Source organism: Haladaptatus sp. AB618, from assembly GCF_024136965.1.
Lineage (GTDB): Archaea > Halobacteriota > Halobacteria > Halobacteriales > Haladaptataceae > Haladaptatus.
Genome location: NZ_JAMYJX010000004.1, coordinates 1 through 25,650, shown reverse-complemented (window position 1 = coordinate 25,650; position 25,650 = coordinate 1). Strand labels below are relative to the sequence as shown.

Sequence of the window (25,650 nt, the reverse complement as noted above, 5' to 3'; positions counted from 1 at the left end):
ATGGCGAGTAACTACTTCGCCGATTCGGATTCCCGCTGGCGATTCGAATACGTACTCACCTCGTGTGAATCGGGGTCGTCGTGCGTCGTTCGGGAGTCGGTTTCCCGGGAACGAGCAGTCCGTCTATCAGTGGTGGTTCCCCGGGAGTCGTCGCGGTCGACGTGGGCACCATCCGATCCCTCGAATTCGAGCGTGATCGGTCGGGCAATCCGTCGGAGCACGCCGGAGATACGACGTTGAAGACGGGTCAGCCCATCCGAGTCCGTGGATGGGGAAATCCGGAACTCGCTCCCGACTCGCGTAACGGCATCCCGATCCAGCAGTCGGTCGATGGCCGCATCGACGACCTCGTCGTTAGCTTCGATCGATTCGCCGAGTTCGCGGCGCGTTTGCGGCCGGTCGTCGAGAATATCGTAGATGCGTTTGGCGACGTACTCGCCGTACACGTCGTGGCCGTCTCGGTTCGTCTCGGGGACGGTCGCCCCCTCGTGACGAACCGTCTGTACGGCGTTGAGGACGAACCAAGCCCCGACGACGAGGAACGCGGCCGGGAACAACACGGTTTCGTCGTCGAACACGGACAACGCGACACCGCTGAGAAGCAACTGCACTCCGAAACCAGCGTGCGTCACGGATTTTCGGAGGTCGTAGGCGTCCGAAAAAAGATCGGTGAGACCGGCGCTGACGGTTGCGAAGGCCGTCGTTGCTAACTGGGGAGCCGTCGATTCGAGGAAGAAGTGAAAGATGGCGAGCGCGGCGAGCCAAGAGAAAACGGCTCGCAGCGTGAGACGTTCGCGGAGGGCATCGCCGAAAGCGGTGGACATCCGTCGAACGATTGGATGGCTGTCAGTTAAATCCTTCCCAACGACTGCTGGCCCGTGGGGACACCGACCGGCGGAGATGGTTCGAAGTTTTAGAGAGGGCGTCAGTTGTACGTGGTGTGGACGCCATCGCTCGGGCCACCGGCCGACAGATGATCGAACTCGTTCGTCGGAGTGGTTCCATCGGCCCACGCCATCAGACCATCGATTTCGACGTCGAGGCCGTCGTACGAACCGAATCGGCGGGACTGCGATTCGATGTAGTTCGCCAGTTCACCGCTCTTTGCCGTCTCTTCGTCGGGATACGTGTCCGCAAACGTGAGGTGGGTCGTCTCGCTCCCGAATCGCCACGATTTGAGTTCGCCCGTGATGACGTCCTTTCGGAAGCCGCGAGAGGTCGACCCGTCCATCGCCTCCGGATAGCACCAGAGCGCGTGTGGGTCGTCGACGACCCCGAGCATCGACGACACGTACTCGTTACCGTCGGCGTAGTGGCTCGTCTCCGTCGTTGCCGCGTCGATGATCGCTTTGGCGTTATCGACCGAATCACCCTCGATCATCGGGGACATCATTAGCAGGGCGTCTTCCGAGACCGCGTAGACTCGGTTCGTACCGTAGAGGTCGAACCCGCGATACCGTTCCCGGTCCGACCGAGTAGTTCGCGTTGTCGTACTGTTTCGCGTTGTCGTCGCGGCACCCCGTGACGTCGTTGCGGGCGACTCCCCGTCGCTGGCGAGTTTCTCGCCGACCGTCTCCGGATCGAACGATCCGAGGGCCAGTTCCGCGACGAAGTCGAGCGTTATCGAGGTGTCGACGTCAGCCACGTCGACGTAGTCGCTGGGGATGGAACGCAACATCTCCTTTTCGAGTCGGGAGTAAGCGTTCTCGTGCATCGAATTTCGGTGGTCACGGATCGCTGTGACGTCGAAATACAGGACGCCATAGCCATCCCGCAGCGGGGTCTTCGACGGGTCGGGGAGCCACTGCGCGAAATCCGATGACGGAGTTTTCCCCGACTGGTCCGTCGTAGGCTGATTCGATGTGGACTGATCCGCTGTGGATCGTTCGGCCGGACCGCTCCCACCATCGGACGACAGGCCGCCGAGACACCCGGCGATCGACGCGAGCGTTCCGCTACTAACTGCGAGGCCTGCCGACTTGAGGAGGGTTCGTCGTGAACGGGACATCGGCTACAAATGTAGCCCCAATGTCATAAGTTTTCTCCACGCCCTCCGGCAATTAGTGTCCATAATTGAGATCGGGAAATAATCCTCAAATCGGTTCGATTCGAGCGAGAGTGACCGTATAAACGCAAGCAAGACCCCTTTCAGATCTTTTTCGGCGCGCATCACTTTTCGTGTCCACCATCGTAGCGTGTTGCATGCGCATCACCGTGTACGGCCCGCTCCGAAGTGCAACGGGTGAGAAAACCGTTCCCCTCGCGTTCGACGGTGGAACCGTCGAAGAGGCACTCGTTGCCTTCGTCGAGGACTACCCCCGAGCCGAGACGCACCTTTACGCGTCCGACGGGCAACTCCGGGCCAGTGCCCGTTTCTCGGTGAACGGGGAGCGCGTCGATTCGGACGACCGTTGTCCGGCCGATGCGGAGCTGACGGTATTTCCCGCCGTGCAGGGGGGTGCCGATAGCGGTGACGGTTTCCGTGCCGGACACGAGACACCGTCGTGAAAAGAAACACCGAACTCAGTAGTCGTACTGTGCCCGAACCAAATCGGCGAGACCGCGGTCTTCGAGGCGGTCCATCGGTGCCAGCATCGTCAATTGGACGACACCGGGCAAACGCCCGATTTCGACACCGCCGGTGAACGTACACCGCGCTCGCACTTCGCCTTCGGTCATATCGAGAAGCGCTCCGGCACGTTCGAAGGCGTTGTCAGTCGCGTCGTTGATCGTCGCACCGCTGCCGACCACCTGTAACGGACCCATGTCGTGGATCGTTTCGACGTCGTAGTCGGCGGCGAGTCGTTCGCCGCGTTCGAGTTCCGTTTCGGTGTACGGCTTGCTGATGTACGGAAGGTCGGCCTCGTTCGGGAGCAAAAGCGGGCCGTCGATATCGAGGCCTTTGATGACTTCGACCCCGATTTCGGCGCGGCCGCTCACGTCGGTGGTGTGGAGAGACAGTTCACCGTCGCCCTGGTTGGCGTGCATATCGCCGACGTAGATGCCGCCCCCGTCGACTTTGACGGGACAAATGAGGACGGCACCCTCGCGGACCGCGTTGATATCCATGTGGCCGTCGGTTCGGTCGGCGAGTTCGTCCTCGTCGGCAAGCCCCCAATCGTGCTCCGCACCGATGAGGAACTGGCCGAAGTCACCCGCATTGTGTGAATCCGGCATCTCGATCGGCGGTGTCGTTCCGATGTTGCCGATGAACGGGCGGAGATGGCCGAGCGTTCCCGCCATCTCCGATGGCTCGTACAGCAGGATAGGGTGTTGCCGGGAGTTCTCGGGTAGCGCCATCGCCTCGTCGGCCCGATTCGCCAGGTCATCAGCGCCGCTCTCCCCGACGGTCAGTCCCACCGTCCGGTCGTCATCGAAAACCACCGTATAGCCGTACTCGAAACCGAACGAGGATGCGTTCGCTCCGCATTCGGCACACTTGATCGACCCCTCACCCGTCCCTTCCACGATGCTCTCCGGCCACTTGGTTCCACACTCCGGACATTTGTGATCGACGAACGGGTCGTCACCGAACGCCCCCTCACGCTCACGCATGCTGCCGGTACTCGTCGCGATGCTCGTCACTTCGATGCGCTCTATCGAGAGGGCAATCGCGTCGCCGACCTCCGCGTTCTCGACGCGAATCGGGCGTGTCACCTCGTGTCCGCCCCGAAACTCCGGGGTGATCATCGGCCCCCAGCAAGCCGGTGGCGTATGTGTTTTGATCGTGCCGCCATCCGCAACGGTTCCCGCCCACTCCTGATCCGGCCCAACGAGACCGAGCGTATACTGGTCGACAGACAGTTCCTGTTGGACTTCTTTCTGTGCCATGGTGCTCGCCTCCTATCTTGGGCCGCTAATAGCATAAACGATCGTGAAAATTTTCGGGCGGCGACGTATCGTACTCAGTACTCGACGGAATGGATCGTAACTCCGACCGAGAAAACGGTGTGGAAAACGGGAGTATCAGTCGTCCCGGCTAGGGATCTCACCGGCGGGCACGATTTTGCACTCCGGGAGGTCGGCCAAGACGTCCTCCGGACCGGGTGGCGAGTACACCGCCAGGAGTTGCAGCGGTTGCCAACCGGTGTTTATCGTTCCGTGTTCGGTTCCGGCGGGGATGAAAATCATTTCACCGGGACCGACCTCACGCGTTTCGTCCTCGACGGTTTGTTCTCCCTCCCCACTGATGATGTAGAGGATCTCGTCGCTGTCCGGGTGCGTGTGTAACTCGTGCCCTTTCCCCGGCGCTAGCTGGACGCTCCCGGCGCTGAATCGCTCGGATCCGTTGACGTCGGGAGTGGCCATCCATTTGAGCGTTCCCCAATCGAACATCTGGGTCGGTACGTCCTCGCTGCTGACGAAGTTCTCGTCTGTCATTGCCCCAGGAAACGATCGACGTTCATCACGATAGTTGTATCGCGGCGACGGTCCGTAGTAGCGGTCGATAGTCCACGCGCGACAACCTTCGGTGGTGAGTATCTTGAATACCGTGCTCGATGTAGATTGGGAGGGCTATGAAATTCACACGCGAGGAGTCGCTCGCGCGACTCGAAGAGACGGTATCCCGAGGCGAACCGATCATCGGAGCGGGTGCGGGAACCGGCATTTCGGCGAAGTTCGCGGAACGAGGCGGCGTCGATATGCTCATCATCTACAACTCGGGGCGGTATCGGATGAACGGCCGAGGCTCCCTCGCGGGACTGCTCCCGTACGGCGATGCCAACGAAATCGTCGTGGAGATGGGTCACGAGGTCCTGCCCGTCGTCGAGGACACGCCGGTCCTCGCGGGGGTCAACGGAACCGACCCGTTCCGCCAGATGGACGTCTTCATCGAGGACCTGAAACGTCGCGGATTCTCGGGCGTCCAGAACTTCCCGACGGTCGGACTCATCGACGAAGGAAGCCAGTTCCGGCAGAACATCGAGGAGACGGGGATGGGTTACGATAAAGAGGTGGACATGATCGAGGAGGCCGCCGAGCAGGACATGTTGACCTGTCCGTACGTGTTCACCGAGGAGCAAGCCCGCGAAATGACCGAGGTGGGTGCCGACGTCATCGTTTCGCACATGGGTCTCACCACCTCCGGCGACATCGGTGCGGAGACGTCGCTGGATCTGGACGACGCCGCGGAACGCGTTCAGGCCCATCACGACGCCGCGAAAGCGGTCAACGAGGACGTCATGGTCATCTGCCACGGCGGTCCGATAGCGTGGCCGGACGACGCCGAGTACGTGCTCAACGAGACGGAGGGCGTCGTCGGGTTCTTCGGCGCATCGAGCCTGGAACGCCTGCCGACCGAGGAGGCGATTCGGAACCAAGCGCGGGAGTTCAAAGGGATAGAGTTCTAGCATGGCGGTCGTACTCATCGGGACGCTGGACACCAAGGGGGAAGAACTGGATTTCGCACGGGAGATCATCGAAGCGCACGACATCGACGTCCACCTGATCGACGTCGGGGTGATGGAAGACCCGGATATCGAACCGGACACGTCGGCTCACGAGGTCGCCGAGGCGGCAGGGACAAGTCTCGAACACCTTCGAGAGGAAGCCGACCGGGGGGAAGCCATCGAGACGATGGGTGACGGCGCTGCTGCCATCGCGTCTCGGCTCCACGACGATGGACTCCTCGAAGGGGTCGTCGGACTCGGCGGATCGGGAAACACCTCCATCGCAACCACGGCGATGCGTGCGCTGCCCGTCGGAATCCCGAAACTGATGGTCTCGACGATGGCCTCGGGCGACACGGAGCCGTACGTCGGCGCGAAGGACGTGATGATGCTGTACTCCGTCGCCGACATCGAAGGCCTCAATCAGCTCTCCCGACGCGTGATATCGAACGCGGCGCTCGCGATGGTCGGCATGGTGGCCAATGAACCCGACATCTCGATCAGTGAAAGGCCGACGGTCGGGATCACCATGTTCGGGGTGACGACGCCGTGCGTGCATACGGCACGCGAATATTTGGAGTCTGAGGGGTACGAAACGATCGTCTTTCACGCGACCGGAACCGGCGGCCGCGCGATGGAGGAGTTGGTTCGCCAGGGCCTCATCGACGGTGTGCTCGACATCACGACCACCGAATGGGCCGACGAACTCGTCGGCGGTGTGCTCAGTGCCGGGGAAACACGCCTCGACGCCGCCGCCGAGACGGGTATCCCGCAGGTCGTCTCGGTGGGTGCGCTCGACATGGTCAACTTCGGTCCACGGGATTCCGTGCCGGACGTCTTCGAGGACCGAAAGTTCCACATCCACAATCCCCAAGTGACGCTGATGCGGACGACGCCCGAGGAAAACGCCGAACTCGGCGAGATCATCGCGGGGAAACTGAACGCGGCCACCGGGCCGACCGCGTTGTTTCTCCCGCTCGATGGGGTCTCGATCATCGACGTCGAAGGGGAGGATTTCTACGATCCGGAGGCGGATTCGAGGCTGTTCGACGCCCTGCGGGAGAACCTCGACGACGACGTGGAACTGATCGAACTCGACGCCGCGATCAACGACGACGAATTCGCGACGGCTACCGCCACGAAACTCGACGAGTATCTGCGGACGGCCGACGGCGGTCAGTGAACGACCGCCCCATACACCCCCTCGGTACGGCGAATCGATGAGCTACCGGATGCCGTGAAACAGTATGCGAGCAGGAGTGGAACGGCCGAACTGAACGACCATCGGAGAATGGTTCTGGGAAACCTTTTTAACTCCCCCATGCTATTTTTGAATAGATAGATTATTCTATACTATCTTGAATCATGGTTACTTCGATCAAACGAGGAGAGACATCCCAGAGAGTACCGTGCTCCCGGACCATCGACGAACTGCGGACGGAAAACGGGCGTGCTTACAGTTGGATCGTTTCGTCTCGGTCGGCAGCGTCGTGGATCGCTGCGATGGTTCGCATATCCAGCAGTCCGTGGCGACCGTCGGCGTAAACGTCCCCTCCGGCGAGAATCTGATTCGCGAAGTAGTCGAACTCCTCTTCCATCTGGTCGGCCGATTCCACCGTGGCTTCGTACGTCCGATCGTCCGTGGTGACGGTGAGCGTGGTCTCCATGTGGAACGCCGGTTTCAACGTGAGTTCACCCTCAGTTCCCACGATATCGAGGCTGGTGGTGTCGAAGGCGTTCTGGCTCGCGCCGAACGCGGCGTGCGTCCCGTCGTCGTACCTGACGCCGAACGTCACCCGCTCGTCGGGAACGTCGGCGAACGCCTCGTGTTCCGAACTCATCATCGACTGGACCGCAACGGGGTCGGCGTCGAGAACGAACCGGGCGGTGTTGAGCGGGTAAATCCCGAGATCCATCACGGAGGTTCCGTACCCTGTAAGCTCCGAGTTCAGCCGCCACTGATCGGGATCGGCGTTCATCTCCAACAGCGGTTGCGCGTTCATCCCCTGCACCAATCGCGGGTCGCCGATACAACCGTCCGCGACGATGCGGCGTGCCAGCCTCACCACGGGTTCGGTGTGCATCCGGTAGGCGACCATGAGCGTCACGCCCGCATCGTCACAGGCGTCGACCATCGCCTCCGCGTCCTCGACGGTCGCCTCCATCGGTTTCTCGCAGAGCACGTCCTTGCCGTGTCGAGCGGCAGCCTCGACGTACTCCCTGTGGTAGGAGTTGGGCGTGGCGATGTAGACGGCGTCGTACGACTCCGTCGCCTCGCCATCAACGAACTCGTCGTAGGTCATCGACGCTTCGACCGTCTCGACGTCCGACGCGACCCGTTCCGCCTTCTCGATGCTTCCGCTGACGACGGCGGTGACGGTGCAGAGATCGGAGTCGGCCACGGCCGGGATGACGAAGTCGTTCGTCCACCACCCGAGGCCGACCAGCGCGAATCGGACGGTTCCGTCGTCCACCGTTTGCCAATCCCTCGATCCGGGGGCATCGAAGTGCTCCTGTAGTTCCATATCGACTACTCCCACGCCGCTCCCATAATAGTTCATGTTGCCCCGTGAACGAACGCGATATGGTATCGTACACGGATCGGATGAGGAGTGGCTTCGATATCGTCGGACCCGTACACTCACCGCCCATGAGAGACGTCGTCACAAAATCGAACGAATCAAAGATCATTACATGAATAAGACTGTAATGTACGTCGCGCCGAATCGGGGGATACGGTACGGTATCCTTGGATAGAGATCGATAGCCGGACGATCCACCGAGATATCCGACAATATCGAAGGAGGGATGGAAACGTCCCTCGGACCGATACCGCGTCGTACCCGAATCGGTCGTGACGAACGGGAATCGAATCCGACGATCCGAAAAAGAGTGGGTATCGCCCGTAAACATCGGCGAGATCGATTTGGACGAACCTTCACCTCGTTCGACGGTCAACGGGTGGACTGGACGTTCCGCTCCGATGTGCGTTCGATGAGATCACCGCGTTCGTCGAAGAAGTTGACGTCGCCGAAGTCGAATTCGAGCGCCAGCGTGTCACCTTCCTCGGCGATCCCGTCGTTCGACTGCGTGAACGTCACCTCGCGGCCGTCGAAATCACAGATGAGGTACGTGGCCGACCCGCGCATCTCGACGAGGTCCACCTCGACGATGAGGTGATCGTCGGACGCGACGTCGGAGGCGGGAACGAGGTCGGCGTCCTCCGGCCGGACCGCCATCGAATCGGCTCCGTCCGGCACGGTGCTCGGTGCCTCGGGGTAGGATACGCCTTCGATACGGAGGGTTCCAGCATCGCTCACCACGTCGAAGAAGTTCATCACCGGGTTGCCGATGAAATCCGCGACGAAGCGGTTGGCTGGCTTCCGATACACCGTCTCGGGCGTATCGACCTGCTGGAGTCGTCCCTCGTTCATGATGGCGATACGGTCGGCCAGCACCATCGCTTCCTCCTGATCGTGGGTGACGAACATCGTCGTCACGCCCGTCTGATCCTGGAGGCGTTTGAGCTCCTTCTGAAGTCCGGTACGGAGCTTCTGGTCGAGCTTCGAGAACGGTTCGTCGAGCAGGAAGGCCCGCGGTTCGCGAACCAACGCGCGACCGATGGCGACACGCTGTTGTTGGCCGCCGGAGAGTTCGCTCGGTTTCCGGTCGAGCAGTTCCTCGATGTCGAGCATGCTCGCGGTGCGTTCGACGCGGTCCTCGATGGTTCCGGAATCGGCTCCGGCGGCACGAAGCGGCGACGAGATGTTCTTTCGGACGGTCATGTGCGGGTAGAGGGCGACTTCCTGAAACACCATGGCGAAGTCGCGCTCGGCCGGTGCTCGGTCGTTCACCCGTTCGCCGTCGACGACGATGTCCCCGCTGGTGGCGGTTTCGAGTCCGGCGGTCATCCGAAGGGTCGTACTCTTGCCGCACCCGGACGGGCCCAACAGCACGAGGAATTCCCCGTCGGCTAGCGTGAGCGAGAAATCGTTGACGGCGACTACGTCTTCGTACTCCTTTCTGAGGTCGTCTAATTCGGTTTGTGTCATGTTTGATGTCGATGTGTAATCGGTTGATGGATGCTATTCGAGGCTGAATCCGGCGACGAGTCGGTCCTGCGCGATGAACGTCAGCACGAGCAGCGGCGTCATCGCCACCACCGTCGCGGCCCCCATCCGCCCCCAGAGGATGCCGCGGGTGGTGACGAATCCTGCCAAATAGATGGGCACCGTCTGTGCCTTGCTCGTGGTGGTGAGCACCAGCGCCAGTACGTACTCGTTCCACATCAGGATGGCCGTGAGGATGGCGGCGCTGGAGATGCCCGGTGCGGCCAGCGGCAGGACGACCCGCCGCCACGTTTGGATGCGCGACCACCCATCGACGCGACTCGCCTCCTCCAACTCCTCGGGGATGTTCTGGAAGAAGATGAGCAGTATCCACGTCGATATCGGGATGCCGACGGTGAGGTACGCCACGATGAGCGACTGCCAGGTGTTGATCCAACCGAAGCCGAGGAACAGGGTGTACATCGGAATCGCCACCGCGATTGGGGGCAAAAAGCGCATGCTGAGCGCGAAGAAACTGACCTGCCCGTCACCCGGGTCGTACCGAGTGAGCGAGTAGGCGGCCAACGCACCGACCACGACCGAGACCGACGTGCTGACGCCGGTTACGATCACGCTGTTCCGGATGTACGTGAGCATGTTTCCGCTGGTGAATATCTTATAGTAGTGTTCGAGCGTGAGCTTCGCCGGAATCAAGCGCGGCGGGTCGGTCCGGGGGTTGACCGCGAGGCCGGTGAAGAGGTCCCATAGGATGGGACCCCACACCCAGACCAACCAGAGCGCGACGAGCGTGTAGATGCTGACGCGGACGAACCGGTCAGAGTAATCGTGAAGCGTCGCGAGTCGCATCTCAGTCCTCCTCCGGGCTGATCAGCCCTTCCGCGACCGATTTGAACAGCACGAACGCCGTGAGGAACATCAACAGCCAGTAGAGCACGCCAGATGCGCTGGCGACGCCGAGTTGGAAGAAGCGAAACCCGTAGTTGTAGGTCATCATGGCGATGGTCTCCGTGTACGCCCCCGGTCCGCCCTGCGTGAGCACCTGAACCTTGGGAAACACCTTGAACGCACGCACGATCCTGAGCAGCATGACGACCACGATGGCGGTCCGCATCTGGGGGAGCGTGATCCACTTGAACTGCTGCCACTTGCTCATCCCGTCCACCTCCGCGGCCTCGTAGTAGACGTCGGGGATGGACTGGAGCGCGGCGGTGAACACCAACACGAACAGCGGTGTCCACATCCACACGTCGGCGACGATGAGCGCCACGCGCGACCACGGCCGGGAAGCGATCCAATCGATGTTGAGACCCAGCAGATGGTTCACCATGCCGTAACTCGGGCTGAACAGCATCCGCCACGTCAGCCCGGTGATGATGGGGCTCATGATCATCGGCGGGATGCTGAGCGTCACGAGCAGTTGGCGTCGCTCGATGTACGCGCTGTAAAGCAGGAGCGACACGCCGAGGCCGAGGAGGAATTCGATGGCGACGGAGACGACGACGAAGATGACGGTGAACCCCGTCGCGTTGAGGAAGCGAGGGTCCGAAAGCACCGTTCCGTAGTTGGCGATGCCGACGAACGCCGCGCGCTCCCCGGCCTGCGTGAACCCGAACAGGCTGTCGTAGATCATCTGGGCGAACGGGTAGATGGCGACCATCGCCAACAGAACGATTGCGGGAGCGACGAACAGCCACGCGATGAGCCGTTCGTCGTCCCGGTCACGGCTGAAGCCGTTCCACCAGTTCGAGAGGGTGTTCGATGTGCTCATGGCGACGATACTCACTCACCCATGATGTTCTTCCACTTGTCGTTGATGTTCTTCATCGTCTTCTCGGCTCCCGGCCCGCCCGAGAGCGACTGGCTGATCTGAACCTGCATCGCGTCGCCGAGTCGCTGATACTTGGGATTACGTGGGCGGAGCGATGGCGTCCGGATACCCGGATTCTCCTCCGGGTCGTAGTACTGGGACTGGGGGAATCGCTCCTTTATCTGCTTGGTGTATGACGACGCTCTGGTGGGCGTCACGCCGTGTTGCTTGTAGGCGTATTTGTCCATCTTCTTCGAGGTGGCCCACTGGGCGAACACGAACGCCGCGTTCTTGCGTTTCTGTTCCGAGAAGGAATTGATGAGGATACCCCATCCACCGAGGTTGGGATAGCCGCCGGGGGTAAGGGAGACGCGGACGCCGTCCTCCCAACCGTACTTATCGACGAACTTCTTCGTCGCCGTTCCCCACTGTTCGACGGCCCACGTCTTCCCGGAAAGGAACTGGTCGCGGCTCTGGGTGTAGCCGGTCGAGAGGGGGTTCAACGCCCAATCCTTCTGCTTCAACATCTGTTCGAGTCCCTTGACGGCACCCTTCTCGTCCAGCCGGGGCTTCCCGTCCTCGGTGAGCATACGCTGTTGGCCCGTTTCGGCCGCGAACCGGTTGGGGTAGTAGTAGACGAGGTTCCACCCGCGCTTTCCTTCGAGTCCCATCGGCCACCCCTTGTCGTGCATGAACTTCGCGACGCGGTTGAAGTGGTCGTAGTCCTCGTATCCCTTCGGGAACGGCGGAAGTATCTCCTCGTCGTGTTTCCGTTTGTACTCCTTCGCGTGTTTTTCGAGGACGTCCTTGCGGACGGTCAGATCCATGATGTCGCCGTACCACGGCAACCCGTATTTCTTCCCCTTCCATTGACCGTAGGACTGGGCGAAGATGTCGAGGTGGTCGTCGTACGCGTAATTCGACATCCCGAGGTTCGAGTTGTTCAGATATTTATCGAGCGGTTCGACGAACTCGGGACTCATCAGCGACCCGGTCCAGATAACGTCGGAGATGAACGCGTCGAACGACGCCTGACGGGACCGAAGCTGATTCTGGAGCTTCGACAGCATCTCGCTCTGGGCGTACGACGTGACGTTGATGGTCACGTCGTGATCCTTCTCGAACTTCTTGGCCATATCCTGCCACGCCTCCGTATAGAGCGAACTGGTGGCGAACGTTATCTTCGCCCCCTTGTACTCGTCGGTATCACCACCTCCGCCACCGCTCCCGCCTCCGAGGCATCCGGCTAGCCCGACGGCACCGGCCGTGCCGACCGTTTTCAGATACAGTCGTCTGCTCTCTGCTGTAGACACTGGCTTTCCACCAACCATGCAATGAGATATATTAGCATACACTAATATTTGTTACGGATAGGGTATTTATAACGATAATCGTCGTCACGTCCGACGTTATCGGATCACTACTTCGGGACTGACCCCCGTCGAAACCGGACTATCGACATCGAGACGACGATATGAACGAAACGTCACGCGAGGGGGACGAAAAACGGCTCTTTCGGCGCATCCGAGAATATCGAAACGACGTCATAGCCTTCAACACCCCGGAAAACAGTCAATTCTATTCGATCCTACGCAATATTTATTGCAGTCGGGGGGCGTACTAGTAATATGTCCGCAGATTCGTTTCGCCAGAGACTGCTCAGTGGAGAGTGTGTCGTCGGTACGTTCCAATTGCTCGATTCGACGATGGTCTCGGAGATGATCGGCGTCGCAGGAATGGATTTCGTCGTCTACGACCAGGAACACGGACCGTTGACGGCAGAGACGACGCTCGAACTCTCGACCGCCGCGCAGAACGAGGACGTCGCACCGATCGTCCGCGTCCGCGAAAACACGGAATCGGAGATTCAGCGCGCGCTCGACATCGGCACCGCAGGCGTACAAGTTCCGCAAGTGGAGACGCGCGAAGAGGCCGAAGCGGCCGTCGAGGCGGCCCGATTCGGCCCACTCGGAAGCCGGGGTCTCTCCCAGTACGTCCGCGCGGGGGACTACGTCGGCGGCGAATCGTACACCGAGGACCAGAACGACGAGACGCTTCTGGTCATCCAAGTCGAGGGGGAACGCGGCGTCGAGAACATCGACGAGATACTGCAGGTCGACGGGATCGACGTCGTCTTCCTCGGGCCATACGACCTCTCGCAGTCGCTGGGGATTCCGGGACAGGTGACGGACGACCGTGTCGAGGACCTCATGCGACGGGTGTGTGAGCGCGCCGCCGAAACGGAGACCGTCGTGGGCGCGTTCGCCGACGACGCGGAGACCGCAAACAAGTGGATGGACGCCGGGGTTCAGTACCTCACCCTCGGCGTCGAAGTCGGGCTCTTCACCGAGCATCTCAGCGACGTCGTCGCCGACGTGGACGTTCCTCGAACGGAATAACGAACGCACGGAGTCACGCCCGAGAAGTGGGCGAGTGCTCACGGGCGGATTCGTGGGACGGAGTGACGGTTTTCGAAAAACGGTAGCACCGGAGTCGAACGATCCGATTCGGAACGGGACGATTTCTGAATCGGTATGATTCGATAGCCGATTCGGTACGGTTCGACATCGGATTCGGTACGGTTTACCGTTCGATGTTCGACGTTACTTCGAACGGTTCGCCGGTCGGTAACCCATCAGTCTACCAACGAACGGGTTTCCCAGTTCTTTTCGAAGAGGTTGATGGTGTGTACCTCGTCCTTCGCGCCCGTGTAGGAGTGTTCCTCGACGACGTCCATGTCGAGTTCGACGCCCAGTCCGGGTCGCTGTGGGATCTCGATGTGGCCGTCCTCGACGACGACGGGGTCGACGAGGAGGTCGTTGACCCACTCGACGTCGTACGTCTGGAAGACCTCCTGAATCATGAAGTTCGGAACCGCGGCGTCGACGTGCGCCGAAATCGCCGTCGCGACCGGCCCCTGTGGGTTGTGCGGTGCAAAGCTGACGTGCTCCGCCTCGGCCTGCGCGGCGATCTTCTTCGCCTCCGTGATGCCGCCGGTGTTCATGATGTCCGGCTGGACGATATCGACGTCCGTGTTCGCCAGCAGGTCGCGGAACTCGTACTTCGTCATCAGCCGCTCGCCGGTCGCGATGGGAATCGGCGACTTCGCGGCCACCTTTCCGAGGCTGTTGATGGAGTCCGGGGGGCACGGCTCTTCGAACCACGTGGGATGGAACTCCGAGAGGGCATTTGCGACTTCGACAGCCTGTCCGGCCGTGAACCGACCGTGGCCTTCGATGAGGAGGTCCACGTCCGGACCGACGGCTTCCCGCACCGCGCCGACGACATCGACGGCGTGGTTGAACGTCTCGCGGTCCATCCGTTGCCACGACTTTCCGAACGGGTCGAACTTCATGGCGTCGTAGCCGTCGGCGACGACCTGCTCTGCGGCTTCCCGCCACGTATCGGTGTCGTCAGTCGTCTCGGTGTACCACCCGTTGGCGTACGCCCTGATCCTGTCGCCGTGGACGTTCCCGCCGAGGAGTTCGTACACGGGGCGGTCGAGCACCTTACCCTTGATGTCCCAACACGCCATATCGATAGCCGAACAGACGGTCGTGTTGACGACGTTCTTCGAGAACCACTCGTCGCGGTACATCTCCAGCCAGAGCCGTTCGGTGGAGAACGGGTCCTCGCCGATGAAGAAGTCGCTCATCTCCTCGATGGCGGCAGCGACCGTCTCGGGTTTGTCATGCGTCGTCGCCTCTGCGAGCCCCTGAATCCCTTTGTTGGTGTCCAAATGGACGAACACCCAGGGTTTCCATGGGTTGGCTACGACATACGTTGCCACGTCGGTAATGCGCAGTTCCGACATACCTCTTCCTTTTGCGAAGACCGTAATAATACTTATCCCTCGGTCGTCCGCATGGAGTATGTCCGCGAAACGGATCGTCCATCGGGGACGAACTTCCGGAATGACCGATCATCTTCCTCCCCGGAACTCGTCCGATATTAGCGGAAAATTATTTAAAAGATGGCTATCTTCGTAAAATATGGGCATCGAATCAAGCACGAAAATCAAATCGACCGCGACCGCGTTCGGCATCGTCGAGTACCTCAAGGAGTTGGAAGGCGCGACCCTGAGCGAGGTAGTGGACCACTTCGAGATGCCGACGAGTACCGTTCACGACCACCTTCAGACGCTGACCGAACTCGGATACGTACTGAACGACGACGGCACCTACAGGATCGGAACGAAGTTCCTCGAACTGGGTGGATACGCACGGATCAATTCGCGCATCTTCCAGGTTTCGGAGTCGGAGTTACAGAACTTGGCCGTCGAGACTGGCGAGCACGCCAATCTGATGGTCGAGGAGAACGGGATGGGCGTCTTCCTGATGAAGCAGAAAGGGAGCGAGGCGATCAAAATAGATACGTACGAAGGGATGCGCGTGTACCTCCACACGACCGCGATGGGAAAGGCGATACTGGCGTTCATGGACGACTCCCGGCGTGAAGACATCCTCACCCAGCACGGGCTTCCACGAGTCACCGAACACTCCATCGGGAGTCGGGACGTCCTCGAAGACGAACTCGACGCGATTCGAGAACGGGGATACGCGACGGACGACGAGGAACGACTCAACGGGATTCGATGCATCGCAGCGCCGGTGATGACCGACTCGGGGCGGGTCGCCGGAGCGGTCAGCATCTCGGCACCGAAGAACAGGATGCAGGGAACCGTGTACGAGGAGACGTTTCCGAAGAAAATCCTCGGGACGGCCAACATCATCGAGGTGAACATGAGACACATGTGAGGACGAAACGGGGCGACCCGCCGCAATCGTCACGAGGTGCGTTCGAAGGCCGCGACCTGCTCGTTGATTTCGCGGAGTCGCTTGGCGTCGAACTTGGGTTCGCGGTCGTAGGTGTACAGTCCGTTGGTTTCCTGTTCGACATCGTAGAGTTGCGTGTAACAGAACGCCCACATCGCCTCGTTTTCGAGCAACGTCTCGGTCAGGCCTCGGTAGCGTTCGAAGAACTCCGACTCGTCCTCGGGGCGGTCGCCGTATCCCCACCCGTCCTCGGCCTGCGGGTTCCACCAGATGCCGCCATACTCGCTCACGTAGCTCAAATCGTCGCTCCACTCGGTGTGGCTGTGGCCGGTCGGTTCGACCGGGCCGTCGATCTCGCCGTAAGTTTCGCGAAAGGTTTCCGGGTCCTGTTCGTAGTCGTGGGCATCGACGAGGTCGGTTTCGACGTGATACCACCCGCTGGTGTCGATGACCGGTCTCGTCGGGTCCAACCGCTTCGTGACACGGTACACCGTCCGCAGGAGGTCGTCGTTCTGGTGGGATTGCGTTTCGTTGAACGGCGTCCATCCGACGAGCGCAGGGTGGTTGTAATCGCGTCGAACGACTTCCAGCCACTCCTGGAGGAACGGTCCCAGCGTTTCGGAACGGCCGTGGTCCATCCCCCAGTTCGCGTGTTCGTCCCAGACGAGGTATCCCAACCGGTCCGCGTGGTAGAGGAACCGCGGTTCGAACACCTTCTCGTGGAGACGAGCACCGTCGAACCCGAGTTCCTGCGCGCGTTCGATATCGCTCCGGAGCGCCTCGTCGGACGGGGCGGTGTAGATTCCGTCCGGGTAGTAGCCCTGGTCGAGCACCAGTCGCTGGAACACCGGTTCGCCGTTGAGGTACACACGGTCGTCCCCGACCGTCACCGACCGGAGGCCGAAATAACTCTCCACGACGTCGGTGGTCTCACCGTCCACGACGAGTTTCACCGTCAGATCGTAGAGGTTCGGATCGTCGGGCGTCCAGCGGTGTGTCTCGTCGAGCGGCAGCGAAATCGCGGCGTAGGTACCGTCGGTCCTCACGGTCGTTTCGCCCACGACGCGGTCGTCGAACGTGGCGGTGGCGGTGAGCGTCCCCGCCCGAACTGTCCCCGCCAACTCGACGTCGGCGTGCAACGTGTCGTTCTCGGGGTCGGGTTGGAATCGAAGGCTCTCCACGTACGTCTCCGGAACCGGTTCCAGCCACACCGTTTGCCAGATACCCGTCACTCGCGTGTACTTCACGCCGCTGGAGGCGTACTCCTGACTCTGCTTTCCGGCGGGTTGGAGCGTCGAACGGACGTCGTCCTCCGCACAGACCGTCACGACGTTCGTTCCCGGTTCGACGGCATCGGTGACGTCGAACGCGAAGGGGGTGTAACCGCCGCGATGCGTCCCGACGGACGTCCCGTTGACCCAGACTTCCGTCTCGTAATCGACCGCACCGAACCGCAGGAACAATCGTCCGTCGAGAAACCGTTCCGGAACCTCGATTGCCCGTCGATACCACACGGCGTCCATGAAATCCGTGTGTTCGACGCCGGACAGTTCGCTTTCCGGCGCGAACGGTACCGTAATCGTCTCCGCCAGCGAGTCCGCTTCGGGGAGTCCTCGGGCGCGGCCGCTCGCTCCGCCGTCGATTTCGAACTCCCATTCGCCGTTCAGATTGCGCCACCGCTCGCGTCGCCGCTGGGGGCGCGGATACTCCGGCCGTGGTACGGAATCGTCCATCACGTTCGTTTCACGTGATACCGTATTAATTGTTGTTCCCGGCGGCGAGTGATACGTCGCCGTTGGCCGGACGGTCGGTATCGGCTGAGTGGTCGCTCTCGCCGACGGTCGGCGGCGAACTGCCATCACCATCCACGACTTGCAGGTGGAAGCTGAACAGGAGCGCGGGGACGATGATGACCGTCCCGACGATGGACGCGATGCCGACGAGAACGATACCGGCCATCGTCACCACGCTCATCGCGGAGCGTAGCGGGTCGTGTATCACCCATCCGTAACCGCCGCTCACCGCCTCCACGAACCCGTCGCCGTCGGACAGGCGAGCGATGGTCGTCAGTACCACCAACAGGAGGAAGAAGACCAGATACACCCCGGCAATCGAGAGGAGGAGGGACCGAACCGACCCGGTTTCGACGTACCGGACGATGTACAGCGCCGTACCCGCCACGAGGAGGACGGGGACGAAACTCATCAGCGTCACGTTCACTCCCTGACGGCGCAGCGAGTTCGTGACGACCCCCCACCGCGGCCGGTCGCCGTTCCGTAGCGACCGAATCGCCGAGAATGCACCGAGCGTGGCGACCCCCGACGTGACGACAGGTATCGACGCGACGACCCAGCAGACGCTCACGACCACGAGCCACGTGCTGTTGTGGTAGACGAACGCCGCCGTCCGCCGGAGCGAGCGTCGGTATCGTTCCACGCTCGTGTGGGGAGCGATCATCCGGTCGCCCCCTGAAACTGCACCGCCTCGATGATCCTGTCCTGCAACAACAGGAACAGGATGAACAGCGGGAGCGCGGCGATGACGCCGGAAGCCATGGTGAGTCCCGGTTGGAACGTGAAGGTGTCCCGAAGCACCACCAGTCCGAGCGGGAGCGTGAACGAACTCTGGCTTTGAAGCACCACCACCGGCCAGACGAACTGGTTCCAGTTGAACACGAAGACGAAGATTGCCAGCGCGGACAGTATCGGCTTCGAAATCGGGAGGATGATGTGGGCGTAAATCTGGAAGTTGGAGAAGCCGTCCAATCGGGCGGCCTCGTCGTACTCGTCGGGGATGTCCCGGAAGAACTGATAGAGCAGGAAGACCCCGAGCGGGTTCGCCACCGCGGGAAGGATCACGCCGAGGAGGCTACTGACCAGCCCCAAGTCCGCGACGATGGTGAACAGCGGCACCAGGTTCACGTAGAACGGGACGAGGAAACTGGCGACGATGATGCTCAACAGTATCGACTGTCCCGGCCAGTCCAACCGCGTGAGCGAGAACGCGATCATCGAATCGACGATGAGGACGAGCACCGTCGCCACGGTCGCGACGATGAACGTGTTGATCACCCACGGAACGATCAGCGACCCGTCGAGCAGGGCCGTGTAGTTCGCGAAGGTGATCTTCGGCGGGATGAGGTGCGGCGTCGAACTGATGGCGATGCTCTCGGGTTGGAGGGACAGCGACAGCATGTAGATGTACGGGAGCAGGAAGAGGAACGCGACGCCGTACAATCCGACGTGGACCGCGATAGTACGCACCGTGATGGTGGATCCGATACGACTCGTCCGGCCGACGTTCGAGTTGCTCATGCTGAATCACTCCCGATGTATCGGTAGTTGACGTAGGAGACCCCGACGAGGATGGCGAACAGGAGATATCCGATCGCCGCGGCGTAGCCGAACCGCTGCTGGCTGAACGCCGCGTTGTAGAGGTAGAACACCAGCGTCGTCGTCGATTCGTTCGGTCCGCCGTTGGTCATCACGTACGGTTGTCCGAACACCTGAAACTGCTGGATGAACTGGATGATGATGACGAACGCGATGGCGTTGCGCATCTGTGGAAGGGTGATGTCGCGAAACGCCCGCCACGTCCCCGCACCGTCGAGTTTCGCCGCCTCGTACAGGCGCTCCGGGACGTTCTGCCGTGCGGCCAGCAGGATGACGAAGTTGAACCCGAGGAGCCACCAGTCGGTGACCACGGCGAGTATCGGCATCGCCAGTCTCGGCGAACCGAGCCAATCGGGGGGACTGTCCATCACGAAGCCGAGATAGTAGTTGACTGGGCCGAACCCGGTCGCCAGGAACAGCGACCAGACGATACCGACGATGGAGACGGTGAGGATGTACGGGCTGAAGTAGATCGTCCGCAGGTACCGCCGTCCGAACACCTTCCGGTTCACCCCGAGGGCCAACGCCAGACTCAGGACCACCATCGTCGGGACGGTGAGGACGACGAAGTAGACGGTGTTCGACAGCGCATTCCAGAACGCCGGGTCTCCGAACATCGCGGCGTAGTTTCCGAGGCCGACGAACTGGGACTCCGAGGGGAAGAGGGGGTCCCATTCGAAGAGGCTCATGTACAGGCCCTGTAATAGCGGATAGAGGAGGAACAAGCAGAAGAAGGCGAGATACGGGAGGGAAAACAGGATTCCGTCGATCGTCTCCCGCCGTCCGAGGCTCTCTCTCAACCGATTCCGCCCGCCGCTTCCGAATCTGTCCTTAATCGACATCGTTGATCAACCGTTGAATCGAGTTCGCTCCACGTTGCATTCCCGCCTTCGGTGACACGTTGTGCGCGTAGATGTCCGGGAAGAAGCTCCACGTCGAGGAGTTGTTGACGTTGAACGGCGTCCGTGGGAGGTAGGCCAATCGGTCGTTGTTCGCCATCTGGAAGAACTTGGAGAGCGATTTCGGCCACAACGGCGAATTCCGTAACGCCTTCGAGTGCAACGCGTCCTTTGCGGCCGGTAAATGCCCGGCCCGAGTTCCCCACACGGGATTTTTCTGCGTTATCCACTCGGCCGCCTTCACCGCGACCCGCGTTTTCCGCTCGTCCCGATGTGGATTTCGGGGCAGAATAACCGTGTGGCTTCCGGATTGGGTAACGTTCCGTTTCTTCTCGGGTGCCACGAACGGTTTGAACATGCTCCAATCGAACCCGTCGAGCGACTCCAAAACCGCCGCGTACCACGTCCCGTTCATCGTCATCGCCATCTTGTTATCCTGGAACGCGATGTCAGCCCTGTTTTCCGAGGCGTTCGGGATGTCCCACCCGTACTTCCCGGTTATGTCGCCGAACAACTGGGCGGTTCCCATCCCGGCGTCGTCGTCGAACGTCACCGTGGAGAGGTCATCGGTGAAGAGGTGACCGCCGCGCTGTTCGTCGAAGGCGATGAACGTCCGAAGCATCCCTATCGGGTCCAGGTACGGGGTGGGAGCGAACGCGTGTGCGTCCGTTTTCTTCGTGATCGTATCGCAGGCGTGCTCGAACTCCTCGAAGTTCGTCGGCGGCGAGTCCGGATCGAGACCGGCCTTCTCGAAGAGCGACCGATTGTAGTAGATTCCGATCGGGTGCGCATCGAGCGGGAGCGACAACTGATCGCCGTCGAAACGCATGCGCTCCCACAGCGTCGGAACGTACTTGTCCGCCGTGGAATCGCTCAGATACGGGTTGTAGGGGACGAGCATCCGTTGGAACCGACCCATCAACGCTTGATGCATGATGGCGATGTCCGGTCCCTTGTCCGCGACCAGCGCGGTGTACAACTTCGTGTAGTAGTCGTCCCACGGGATTCGTTGGCGGTCGATCCGGACGTTTCCGATCGGTTGCTCGTCGTTGAACCGGTCCACGATCGACTTCATCGTCGCTCCGTCGCCGCCGCTGAATAGCGTCCAAAACTGGATCGTCGTCCCTGACGTGTCGGCCGAGTTCCCCAGGATTACACTCCGTGAATTACACCCGGACAGTCCGACGGTACCAGCCAAGCCGACGCCTCCGAGGAGTTGTCGTCTTGTTAACGCACTGTTCGCTCCCTCTGTGGATGGCATGGTATTAATTATTGTTAAGAAATGGTTTAAGTATTTTGTATGATTATATATTATATGGATTCATTAGAGGATTTGGACCGTGGAATCCACGAAGCCCACCGTACGATAGCCAGCGTCACACACGCTGCTGTTCGGGTGTTCCAATCGATCTATGCGTCCTGTTCCAGTGCTCCAATCGGTCTACGCGTCCTGTTTCGTGGTTTCCGTGGGGGTAGTGCGGACGGCGTTCCGTCCGACGAAGACGTTCTCGCCGGTCGCCCTATCGAAGACGTGCAGGTCCGACTCGTCGAAGGAAACACGTAGCCTGTCGCCCTCCTCGTAATCGACTTCGCCCAGAACGCGCATCGTGAACTCCGTCTCGCCGCTTCGCAGGTAGAGATAGTTGTCGTCCCCGACCGGTTCCCGCACTTCGAGGACGGCATCGATTCCGTTATCGTCGTCGGTTTGGGCGAACGCCATGTGCTCGGGTCGGATGCCGAGAATCAGGTCGTCGTTCGTACTTCGGTCCACGATTCGTTCGGCGAACGACCGTGAAACCGAGTACTCGATATCGTGCCCGACGAGGGTCGAATCCTGCAACCGAACGTCGAAGAAGTTCATCGACGGACTGCCGATGAATTCGGCGACGAACGTGTTCTTCGGCCGGGTGAACACGTCCCTCGGCGTGCCGACCTGTTGTAACTCCCCGTGATTCAGGATGACGACCCTGTCGCTCATCGTCATCGCTTCCTCCTGGTCGTGGGTGACGTACACCGTGGTCGTCTCCAACTCCTCCTGAATCCGCTGGAGTTCGGTGCGCATGTGCGTCCGGAGTTTCGCGTCGAGGTTCGACAGCGGTTCGTCCATCAGGAACGCCGCCGGGTCGCGGACGATGGCGCGACCGGTCGCAACCCGTTGTTGCTGGCCGCCGGAGAGTTCGCTCGGTTTCTTGTCCAACTGATCCCCGATACCCATCATCTCGGTGGCTTCCTGCACCCGCCGCTGAATCTCCTCGTCGGACTTGTCCGAGTTGAGTTTCAACCCGTAGGAGATGTTCTGTTCGACGGTCATATGCGGGTACAGCGCGTAGTTCTGGAACACCATCGCGATGTCGCGGTCCTGCGGCGGTACGTCGTTGATCCGATGGTCGCCGATGGAGATGGTACCGTCCGTAATGGACTCCAATCCGGCTATCATCCGAAGGATGGTCGACTTTCCGGACCCCGACGGGCCGACGATAGTGATGAACTCGCCGTCCTGAATGGTGAGATCGAATCCGTCTACCGCGACGATATCGCCTCCGTACCGTTTACCCACGTCTTCGAGATGTATCCCGCTCATGAGTAGCTATATCACTGTCTATAATGTATATACTTTTCCTAAGTTATCAACCTCAGTAGTTGTTTATACAATGACGGTGGAAATTAGGCGCAGAGGGCAATAGGGGTCGTCAGGACTGCCCCAGTCACGGTGCGAGCGACACGAGAGACCGACGGCGGTCGATCAACGGACGGAGATTCCAGCGACCGTCGATGCCGCCAATTCCGCGGTCAGCACCCCGTCTTCGACCGAAACGTCGAGGTCCGTCGCTTCGAATTCCGCCGCGTTGTCGACCGTGACTTCCGTGTTCGGCTGTTGATCGGCGAACAAGACTTTCGCGTCGATATGATCCGGATTTCGAGCGACCCCTTCGAGGGCGATTTCGACGGTCCGGGACCCGCGACAGTCGAGGTTCGTCACGGTGACGTAGGTGCCGTCCTCGTCCGTCGATGCGGACGCGTTGATCAACGGGAGGTCAGTACCGCCGTCGAGTTCCCGTGTCGGCGTATCGACCGACGTTCGAACGGCGTCGTTCCCCTTGTGAGGGGCGTAGAGGTCGAAGACGCGGTACGTCGGTCGCTTCCACGCGGCGTCGCCGTCCGTTTCGATGAGACACTGAAGGACGTTGACCGTCTGGGCGATGTTCGCCATCGTCATCACGTCGCTGTTCTCGTTGAACACGTCGAGGACGGCCGCGGCCGAAAGCGCGTCGAGGACGGTACCGGGCTGTTCGAGGCCGCTTTCCGGAACCGATTCGGGGTGCCACGCTCCCCACTCGTCGATGATGACGCCGATGTCACGGGTGGTCGCCACCGCGTCGATGGCCGCGGCGATGCGTTCGATGTGCCCCTCTATTTCGAGCGCTTCCGCGAGGAACCGGTCGTATCGGTCCTCGTCGGCCTCCGCGACGGAGAACGACCGCCCGTAGTAGTGATGGAGCGTGAGGTGGTCGAGGGGGAACTCGACACCCCAGCTACTGCTCCCGATTTCGTCCATGAACCGACGGTTCCACTCGTGGTTCTCGAACCCACAGGCGATGAGTTCGAGGTTGTGGTCGAGCATCAGTTTGTCCATACTCCCGACGTAGGTCGCGTACCGACGATACTCGCGGGCGTACTGTTCGGGGGTCATCTGGCCGCCGCACCCCCAATTCTCGTTTCCGAGTCCCCAGTATCGCACGCCGTACGGTTCTTCGTGCCCGTTCCCGCGGCGGCGGTCCGCGAGTTCAGTGTCGCCGTCGTAGTTGCAGTACTCGACCCAATCCGCGGCCTCCTGCGGGTTACCCGAACCCACGTTGGCGGCCATGTACGGTTCGGTGTCGATGTGTTCACAGAGTTCGAGGAATTCGTCGGTGCCGAACGCGTTGGATTCCTCGGGACGTTCGTCGGTGTCCTGTGACCAGAAGAGGTTCCGACGCCGCGGCCGTTCCTCCCGCGGACCGACGCCGTCCTCCCAGTGATAGTCGTCGGCGAAACAACCGCCGGGCCAGCGAAGCACCGGAATGTCGAGGTCGGAGAGGAGCGAAACGACATCCTCGCGGAAGCCGTCCTCCTCGTCAGCCTCACCGTGCCAGATTCCGTCGTAGATGCATCGTCCGAGGTGTTCCGAGAAGTGGCCGTGTATCTCGGGAGCGATGCGGTCGATAACCGCCGCTGTGTGAACTGTGACGCGAGCGTCTGTCATACACTTCGATGATATTTATTCGGTGCGTCATAAATGAATCGGTTATCGAGCAAAAATATGTCCATTTCTCCAAACAAAATGGTCGGAGGAGTCCGTGAGACGGCCATTCCGGTCACCGATTCGGGATGGCGGATCGGGAGCGATACTGCGGGGAGCGTACGATTTTCTCGGATATCGTTGTACGTGATTGCCGCGTGCGTGGTCCGGAACGAACCCCTGTCGAACCCTTCGGGAACACCGAAACACGACTCGAACGGTTGACATCCGCAAGTCACCGTCGCGTTGTATCACTGAACAACATCAGTTTTCGGTACTCACACACAGCTAATTCCGATACTATCGGATCGTAGGCGTCCACCATGGAAATCGTATTCGGAACCGTGTTCGTGACCGAAAACGCGGTACCATTACAGTACTATTTTCGTAATACCGAGGTACGTAGACGCACCGTATTCTTCCGATATTGTCGGAACACGATCGATGAATCCATATTTTCATCACCTGTATATATTTTGGGAGAAAGTTATTTCAACACCATCCGCTCATCTCTCTGTATGCGCTATTACCGACTCCCCAGCGGAGAGCGTGCAGCGACAGATATCCTCGTCGCGATGGACGACGAAGGAACCGCCTACGACCTCACGTCGGCCTCGCCAGACCTCGGTTCGTTCCGGGCGCTGGCCCGTGCCGCGAACGCGAGCGGCGAAACCATCGACACCATCGCCCGTAATCGTCTCGACGATGCCGACCGAATCGAGGACGATGCCCTCGCGGATGCGCTTCAACCGGTCGTCGCCGAGGAGGTTTGGGCGGCGGGCGTCACGTACCAAATCAGCGAGGAGGCGCGCAAAGCCGAGAGCGGCAAGCCCGAGGTGTACATCGACGTCTACGACAGCGACCGCCCGGAGCTATTCATGAAGGCCACTCCGTCACGTACCGTCGGCCCCTCGGAAGCCATCGGGGTGCGCGGCGATTCGGGATGGGACGTCCCGGAACCCGAACTCGGGGTCGTGCTCCACCGCGGGGAAATCGTCGGCTACACCATCGGCAACGACGTCTCCAGCCGCGACATCG

General features: G+C 60.7%; 22 protein-coding genes and 1 pseudogene. 6 read left to right on the top strand and 17 right to left on the bottom strand.

Annotated elements, in window-relative coordinates:
- Positions 1–11: 11 nt before the first annotated feature.
- On the bottom strand, positions 12–824 hold the full coding sequence (locus NKF26_RS13505) for a hypothetical protein (RefSeq protein WP_253225611.1): 813 nt from the start codon (positions 822–824) through the stop codon (positions 12–14).
- Positions 825–925: 101 nt separating this feature from the next.
- Entirely contained in the window at positions 926–2,008 is a 1,083-nt protein-coding gene (locus NKF26_RS13500; protein ID WP_253225610.1) for a hypothetical protein, read from the bottom strand.
- 194 nt (positions 2,009–2,202) lie between these two features.
- Between NKF26_RS13500 and NKF26_RS13495 the strand changes: the two genes are divergently transcribed.
- Entirely contained in the window at positions 2,203–2,508 is a 306-nt protein-coding gene (locus tag NKF26_RS13495; RefSeq protein WP_253225609.1) for a MoaD/ThiS family protein, read from the top strand.
- 15 nt (positions 2,509–2,523) lie between these two features.
- Here NKF26_RS13495 and NKF26_RS13490 read toward each other — a convergent pair whose 3' ends face one another.
- Positions 2,524–3,831, bottom strand: coding sequence for an acetamidase/formamidase family protein (locus tag NKF26_RS13490; RefSeq protein ID WP_253225608.1), 1,308 nt, complete (start codon positions 3,829–3,831; stop codon positions 2,524–2,526).
- A 135-nt stretch (positions 3,832–3,966) separates the two neighbouring features.
- A complete protein-coding gene (locus NKF26_RS13485; RefSeq protein WP_253225607.1) occupies positions 3,967–4,380 on the bottom strand; it encodes a cupin domain-containing protein in 414 nt (137 codons plus the stop codon).
- Between the two features lie 137 nt (positions 4,381–4,517).
- Here NKF26_RS13485 and NKF26_RS13480 point away from each other — a divergent pair, with 137 nt between their 5' ends.
- Both NKF26_RS13480 and NKF26_RS13475 read left to right on the top strand, forming a co-directional pair.
- Positions 4,518–5,351, top strand: a complete 834-nt coding sequence (locus tag NKF26_RS13480) for a phosphoenolpyruvate hydrolase family protein (RefSeq protein ID WP_253225606.1) — start codon at positions 4,518–4,520, stop codon at positions 5,349–5,351.
- Between the two features lies 1 nt (position 5,352).
- Positions 5,353–6,573 carry a Tm-1-like ATP-binding domain-containing protein gene (locus NKF26_RS13475; protein WP_253225605.1) on the top strand — a complete coding sequence of 407 codons (1,221 nt, stop codon included), beginning with the start codon at positions 5,353–5,355 and terminating at the stop codon, positions 6,571–6,573.
- A 271-nt stretch (positions 6,574–6,844) separates the two neighbouring features.
- Here NKF26_RS13475 and gfo6 read toward each other — a convergent pair whose 3' ends face one another.
- The 5 genes from gfo6 to NKF26_RS13450 form a co-directional block, all read right to left on the bottom strand.
- Positions 6,845–7,915, bottom strand: a complete 1,071-nt coding sequence (gene gfo6, locus NKF26_RS13470) for a D-xylose 1-dehydrogenase Gfo6 (RefSeq protein ID WP_253225604.1) — start codon at positions 7,913–7,915, stop codon at positions 6,845–6,847.
- Positions 7,916–8,344: 429 nt separating this feature from the next.
- Positions 8,345–9,442, bottom strand: a complete 1,098-nt coding sequence (locus NKF26_RS13465; protein ID WP_253225603.1) for an ABC transporter ATP-binding protein — start codon at positions 9,440–9,442, stop codon at positions 8,345–8,347.
- A 33-nt stretch (positions 9,443–9,475) separates the two neighbouring features.
- Positions 9,476–10,306, bottom strand: a complete 831-nt coding sequence (locus tag NKF26_RS13460; RefSeq protein WP_253225602.1) for a carbohydrate ABC transporter permease — start codon at positions 10,304–10,306, stop codon at positions 9,476–9,478.
- Position 10,307: 1 nt separating this feature from the next.
- Positions 10,308–11,228 (bottom strand): carbohydrate ABC transporter permease, encoded by a 921-nt coding sequence (locus NKF26_RS13455; protein ID WP_253225601.1) that lies wholly within the window; start codon positions 11,226–11,228, stop codon positions 10,308–10,310.
- Positions 11,229–11,239: 11 nt separating this feature from the next.
- A complete protein-coding gene (locus NKF26_RS13450) occupies positions 11,240–12,580 on the bottom strand; it encodes an extracellular solute-binding protein (RefSeq protein ID WP_253225600.1) in 1,341 nt (446 codons plus the stop codon).
- 315 nt (positions 12,581–12,895) lie between these two features.
- Here NKF26_RS13450 and NKF26_RS13445 point away from each other — a divergent pair, with 315 nt between their 5' ends.
- Positions 12,896–13,666, top strand: a complete 771-nt coding sequence (locus NKF26_RS13445) for an HpcH/HpaI aldolase/citrate lyase family protein (RefSeq protein WP_253225599.1) — start codon at positions 12,896–12,898, stop codon at positions 13,664–13,666.
- A 236-nt stretch (positions 13,667–13,902) separates the two neighbouring features.
- On the opposite strand, the gene dgoD is transcribed toward NKF26_RS13445, so the two are convergent.
- Positions 13,903–15,081: a galactonate dehydratase gene (gene dgoD / locus NKF26_RS13440; RefSeq protein ID WP_253225598.1), complete on the bottom strand. Its 1,179-nt coding sequence runs from the start codon at positions 15,079–15,081 to the stop codon at positions 13,903–13,905.
- 178 nt (positions 15,082–15,259) lie between these two features.
- On the opposite strand from dgoD, the gene NKF26_RS13435 reads away from it, so the two are divergent.
- Positions 15,260–16,024, top strand: a complete 765-nt coding sequence (locus NKF26_RS13435; RefSeq protein WP_253225597.1) for an IclR family transcriptional regulator — start codon at positions 15,260–15,262, stop codon at positions 16,022–16,024.
- A gap of 29 nt (positions 16,025–16,053) precedes the next feature.
- On the opposite strand, the gene NKF26_RS13430 is transcribed toward NKF26_RS13435, so the two are convergent.
- From NKF26_RS13430 to NKF26_RS13400, 7 genes are all read right to left on the bottom strand, one after another.
- The gene (locus NKF26_RS13430; RefSeq protein WP_253234439.1) at positions 16,054–17,775 is read right to left on the bottom strand and encodes a glycoside hydrolase family 2 protein; all 1,722 of its coding nucleotides are present in this window, start codon (positions 17,773–17,775) and stop codon (positions 16,054–16,056) included.
- 25 nt (positions 17,776–17,800) lie between these two features.
- Positions 17,801–18,499, bottom strand: coding sequence for a hypothetical protein (locus NKF26_RS13425; protein ID WP_253234438.1), 699 nt, complete (start codon positions 18,497–18,499; stop codon positions 17,801–17,803).
- Positions 18,496–19,356 (bottom strand): carbohydrate ABC transporter permease, encoded by an 861-nt coding sequence (locus tag NKF26_RS13420; RefSeq protein ID WP_253225594.1) that lies wholly within the window; start codon positions 19,354–19,356, stop codon positions 18,496–18,498. The genes NKF26_RS13425 and NKF26_RS13420 overlap by 4 nt, the downstream gene beginning before the upstream one ends.
- Complete coding sequence (locus NKF26_RS13415) at positions 19,353–20,276, bottom strand: carbohydrate ABC transporter permease (RefSeq protein WP_253225593.1); 924 nt, start codon at positions 20,274–20,276, stop codon at positions 19,353–19,355. Before NKF26_RS13415 ends, NKF26_RS13420 begins: the two co-directional genes overlap by 4 nt.
- Positions 20,266–21,594 carry an extracellular solute-binding protein gene (locus NKF26_RS13410; protein WP_253225592.1) on the bottom strand — a complete coding sequence of 443 codons (1,329 nt, stop codon included), beginning with the start codon at positions 21,592–21,594 and terminating at the stop codon, positions 20,266–20,268. The genes NKF26_RS13415 and NKF26_RS13410 overlap by 11 nt, the downstream gene beginning before the upstream one ends.
- 180 nt (positions 21,595–21,774) lie before the next feature.
- Positions 21,775–22,914, bottom strand: coding sequence for an ABC transporter ATP-binding protein (locus NKF26_RS13405; protein ID WP_253225591.1), 1,140 nt, complete (start codon positions 22,912–22,914; stop codon positions 21,775–21,777).
- A 162-nt stretch (positions 22,915–23,076) separates the two neighbouring features.
- Positions 23,077–24,576 carry an alpha-N-arabinofuranosidase gene (locus tag NKF26_RS13400; RefSeq protein WP_253225590.1) on the bottom strand — a complete coding sequence of 500 codons (1,500 nt, stop codon included), beginning with the start codon at positions 24,574–24,576 and terminating at the stop codon, positions 23,077–23,079.
- 554 nt (positions 24,577–25,130) lie between these two features.
- On the opposite strand from NKF26_RS13400, the pseudogene NKF26_RS13395 reads away from it, so the two are divergent.
- Positions 25,131–25,650: pseudogene (locus tag NKF26_RS13395) on the top strand (fumarylacetoacetate hydrolase); the annotation flags it as partial.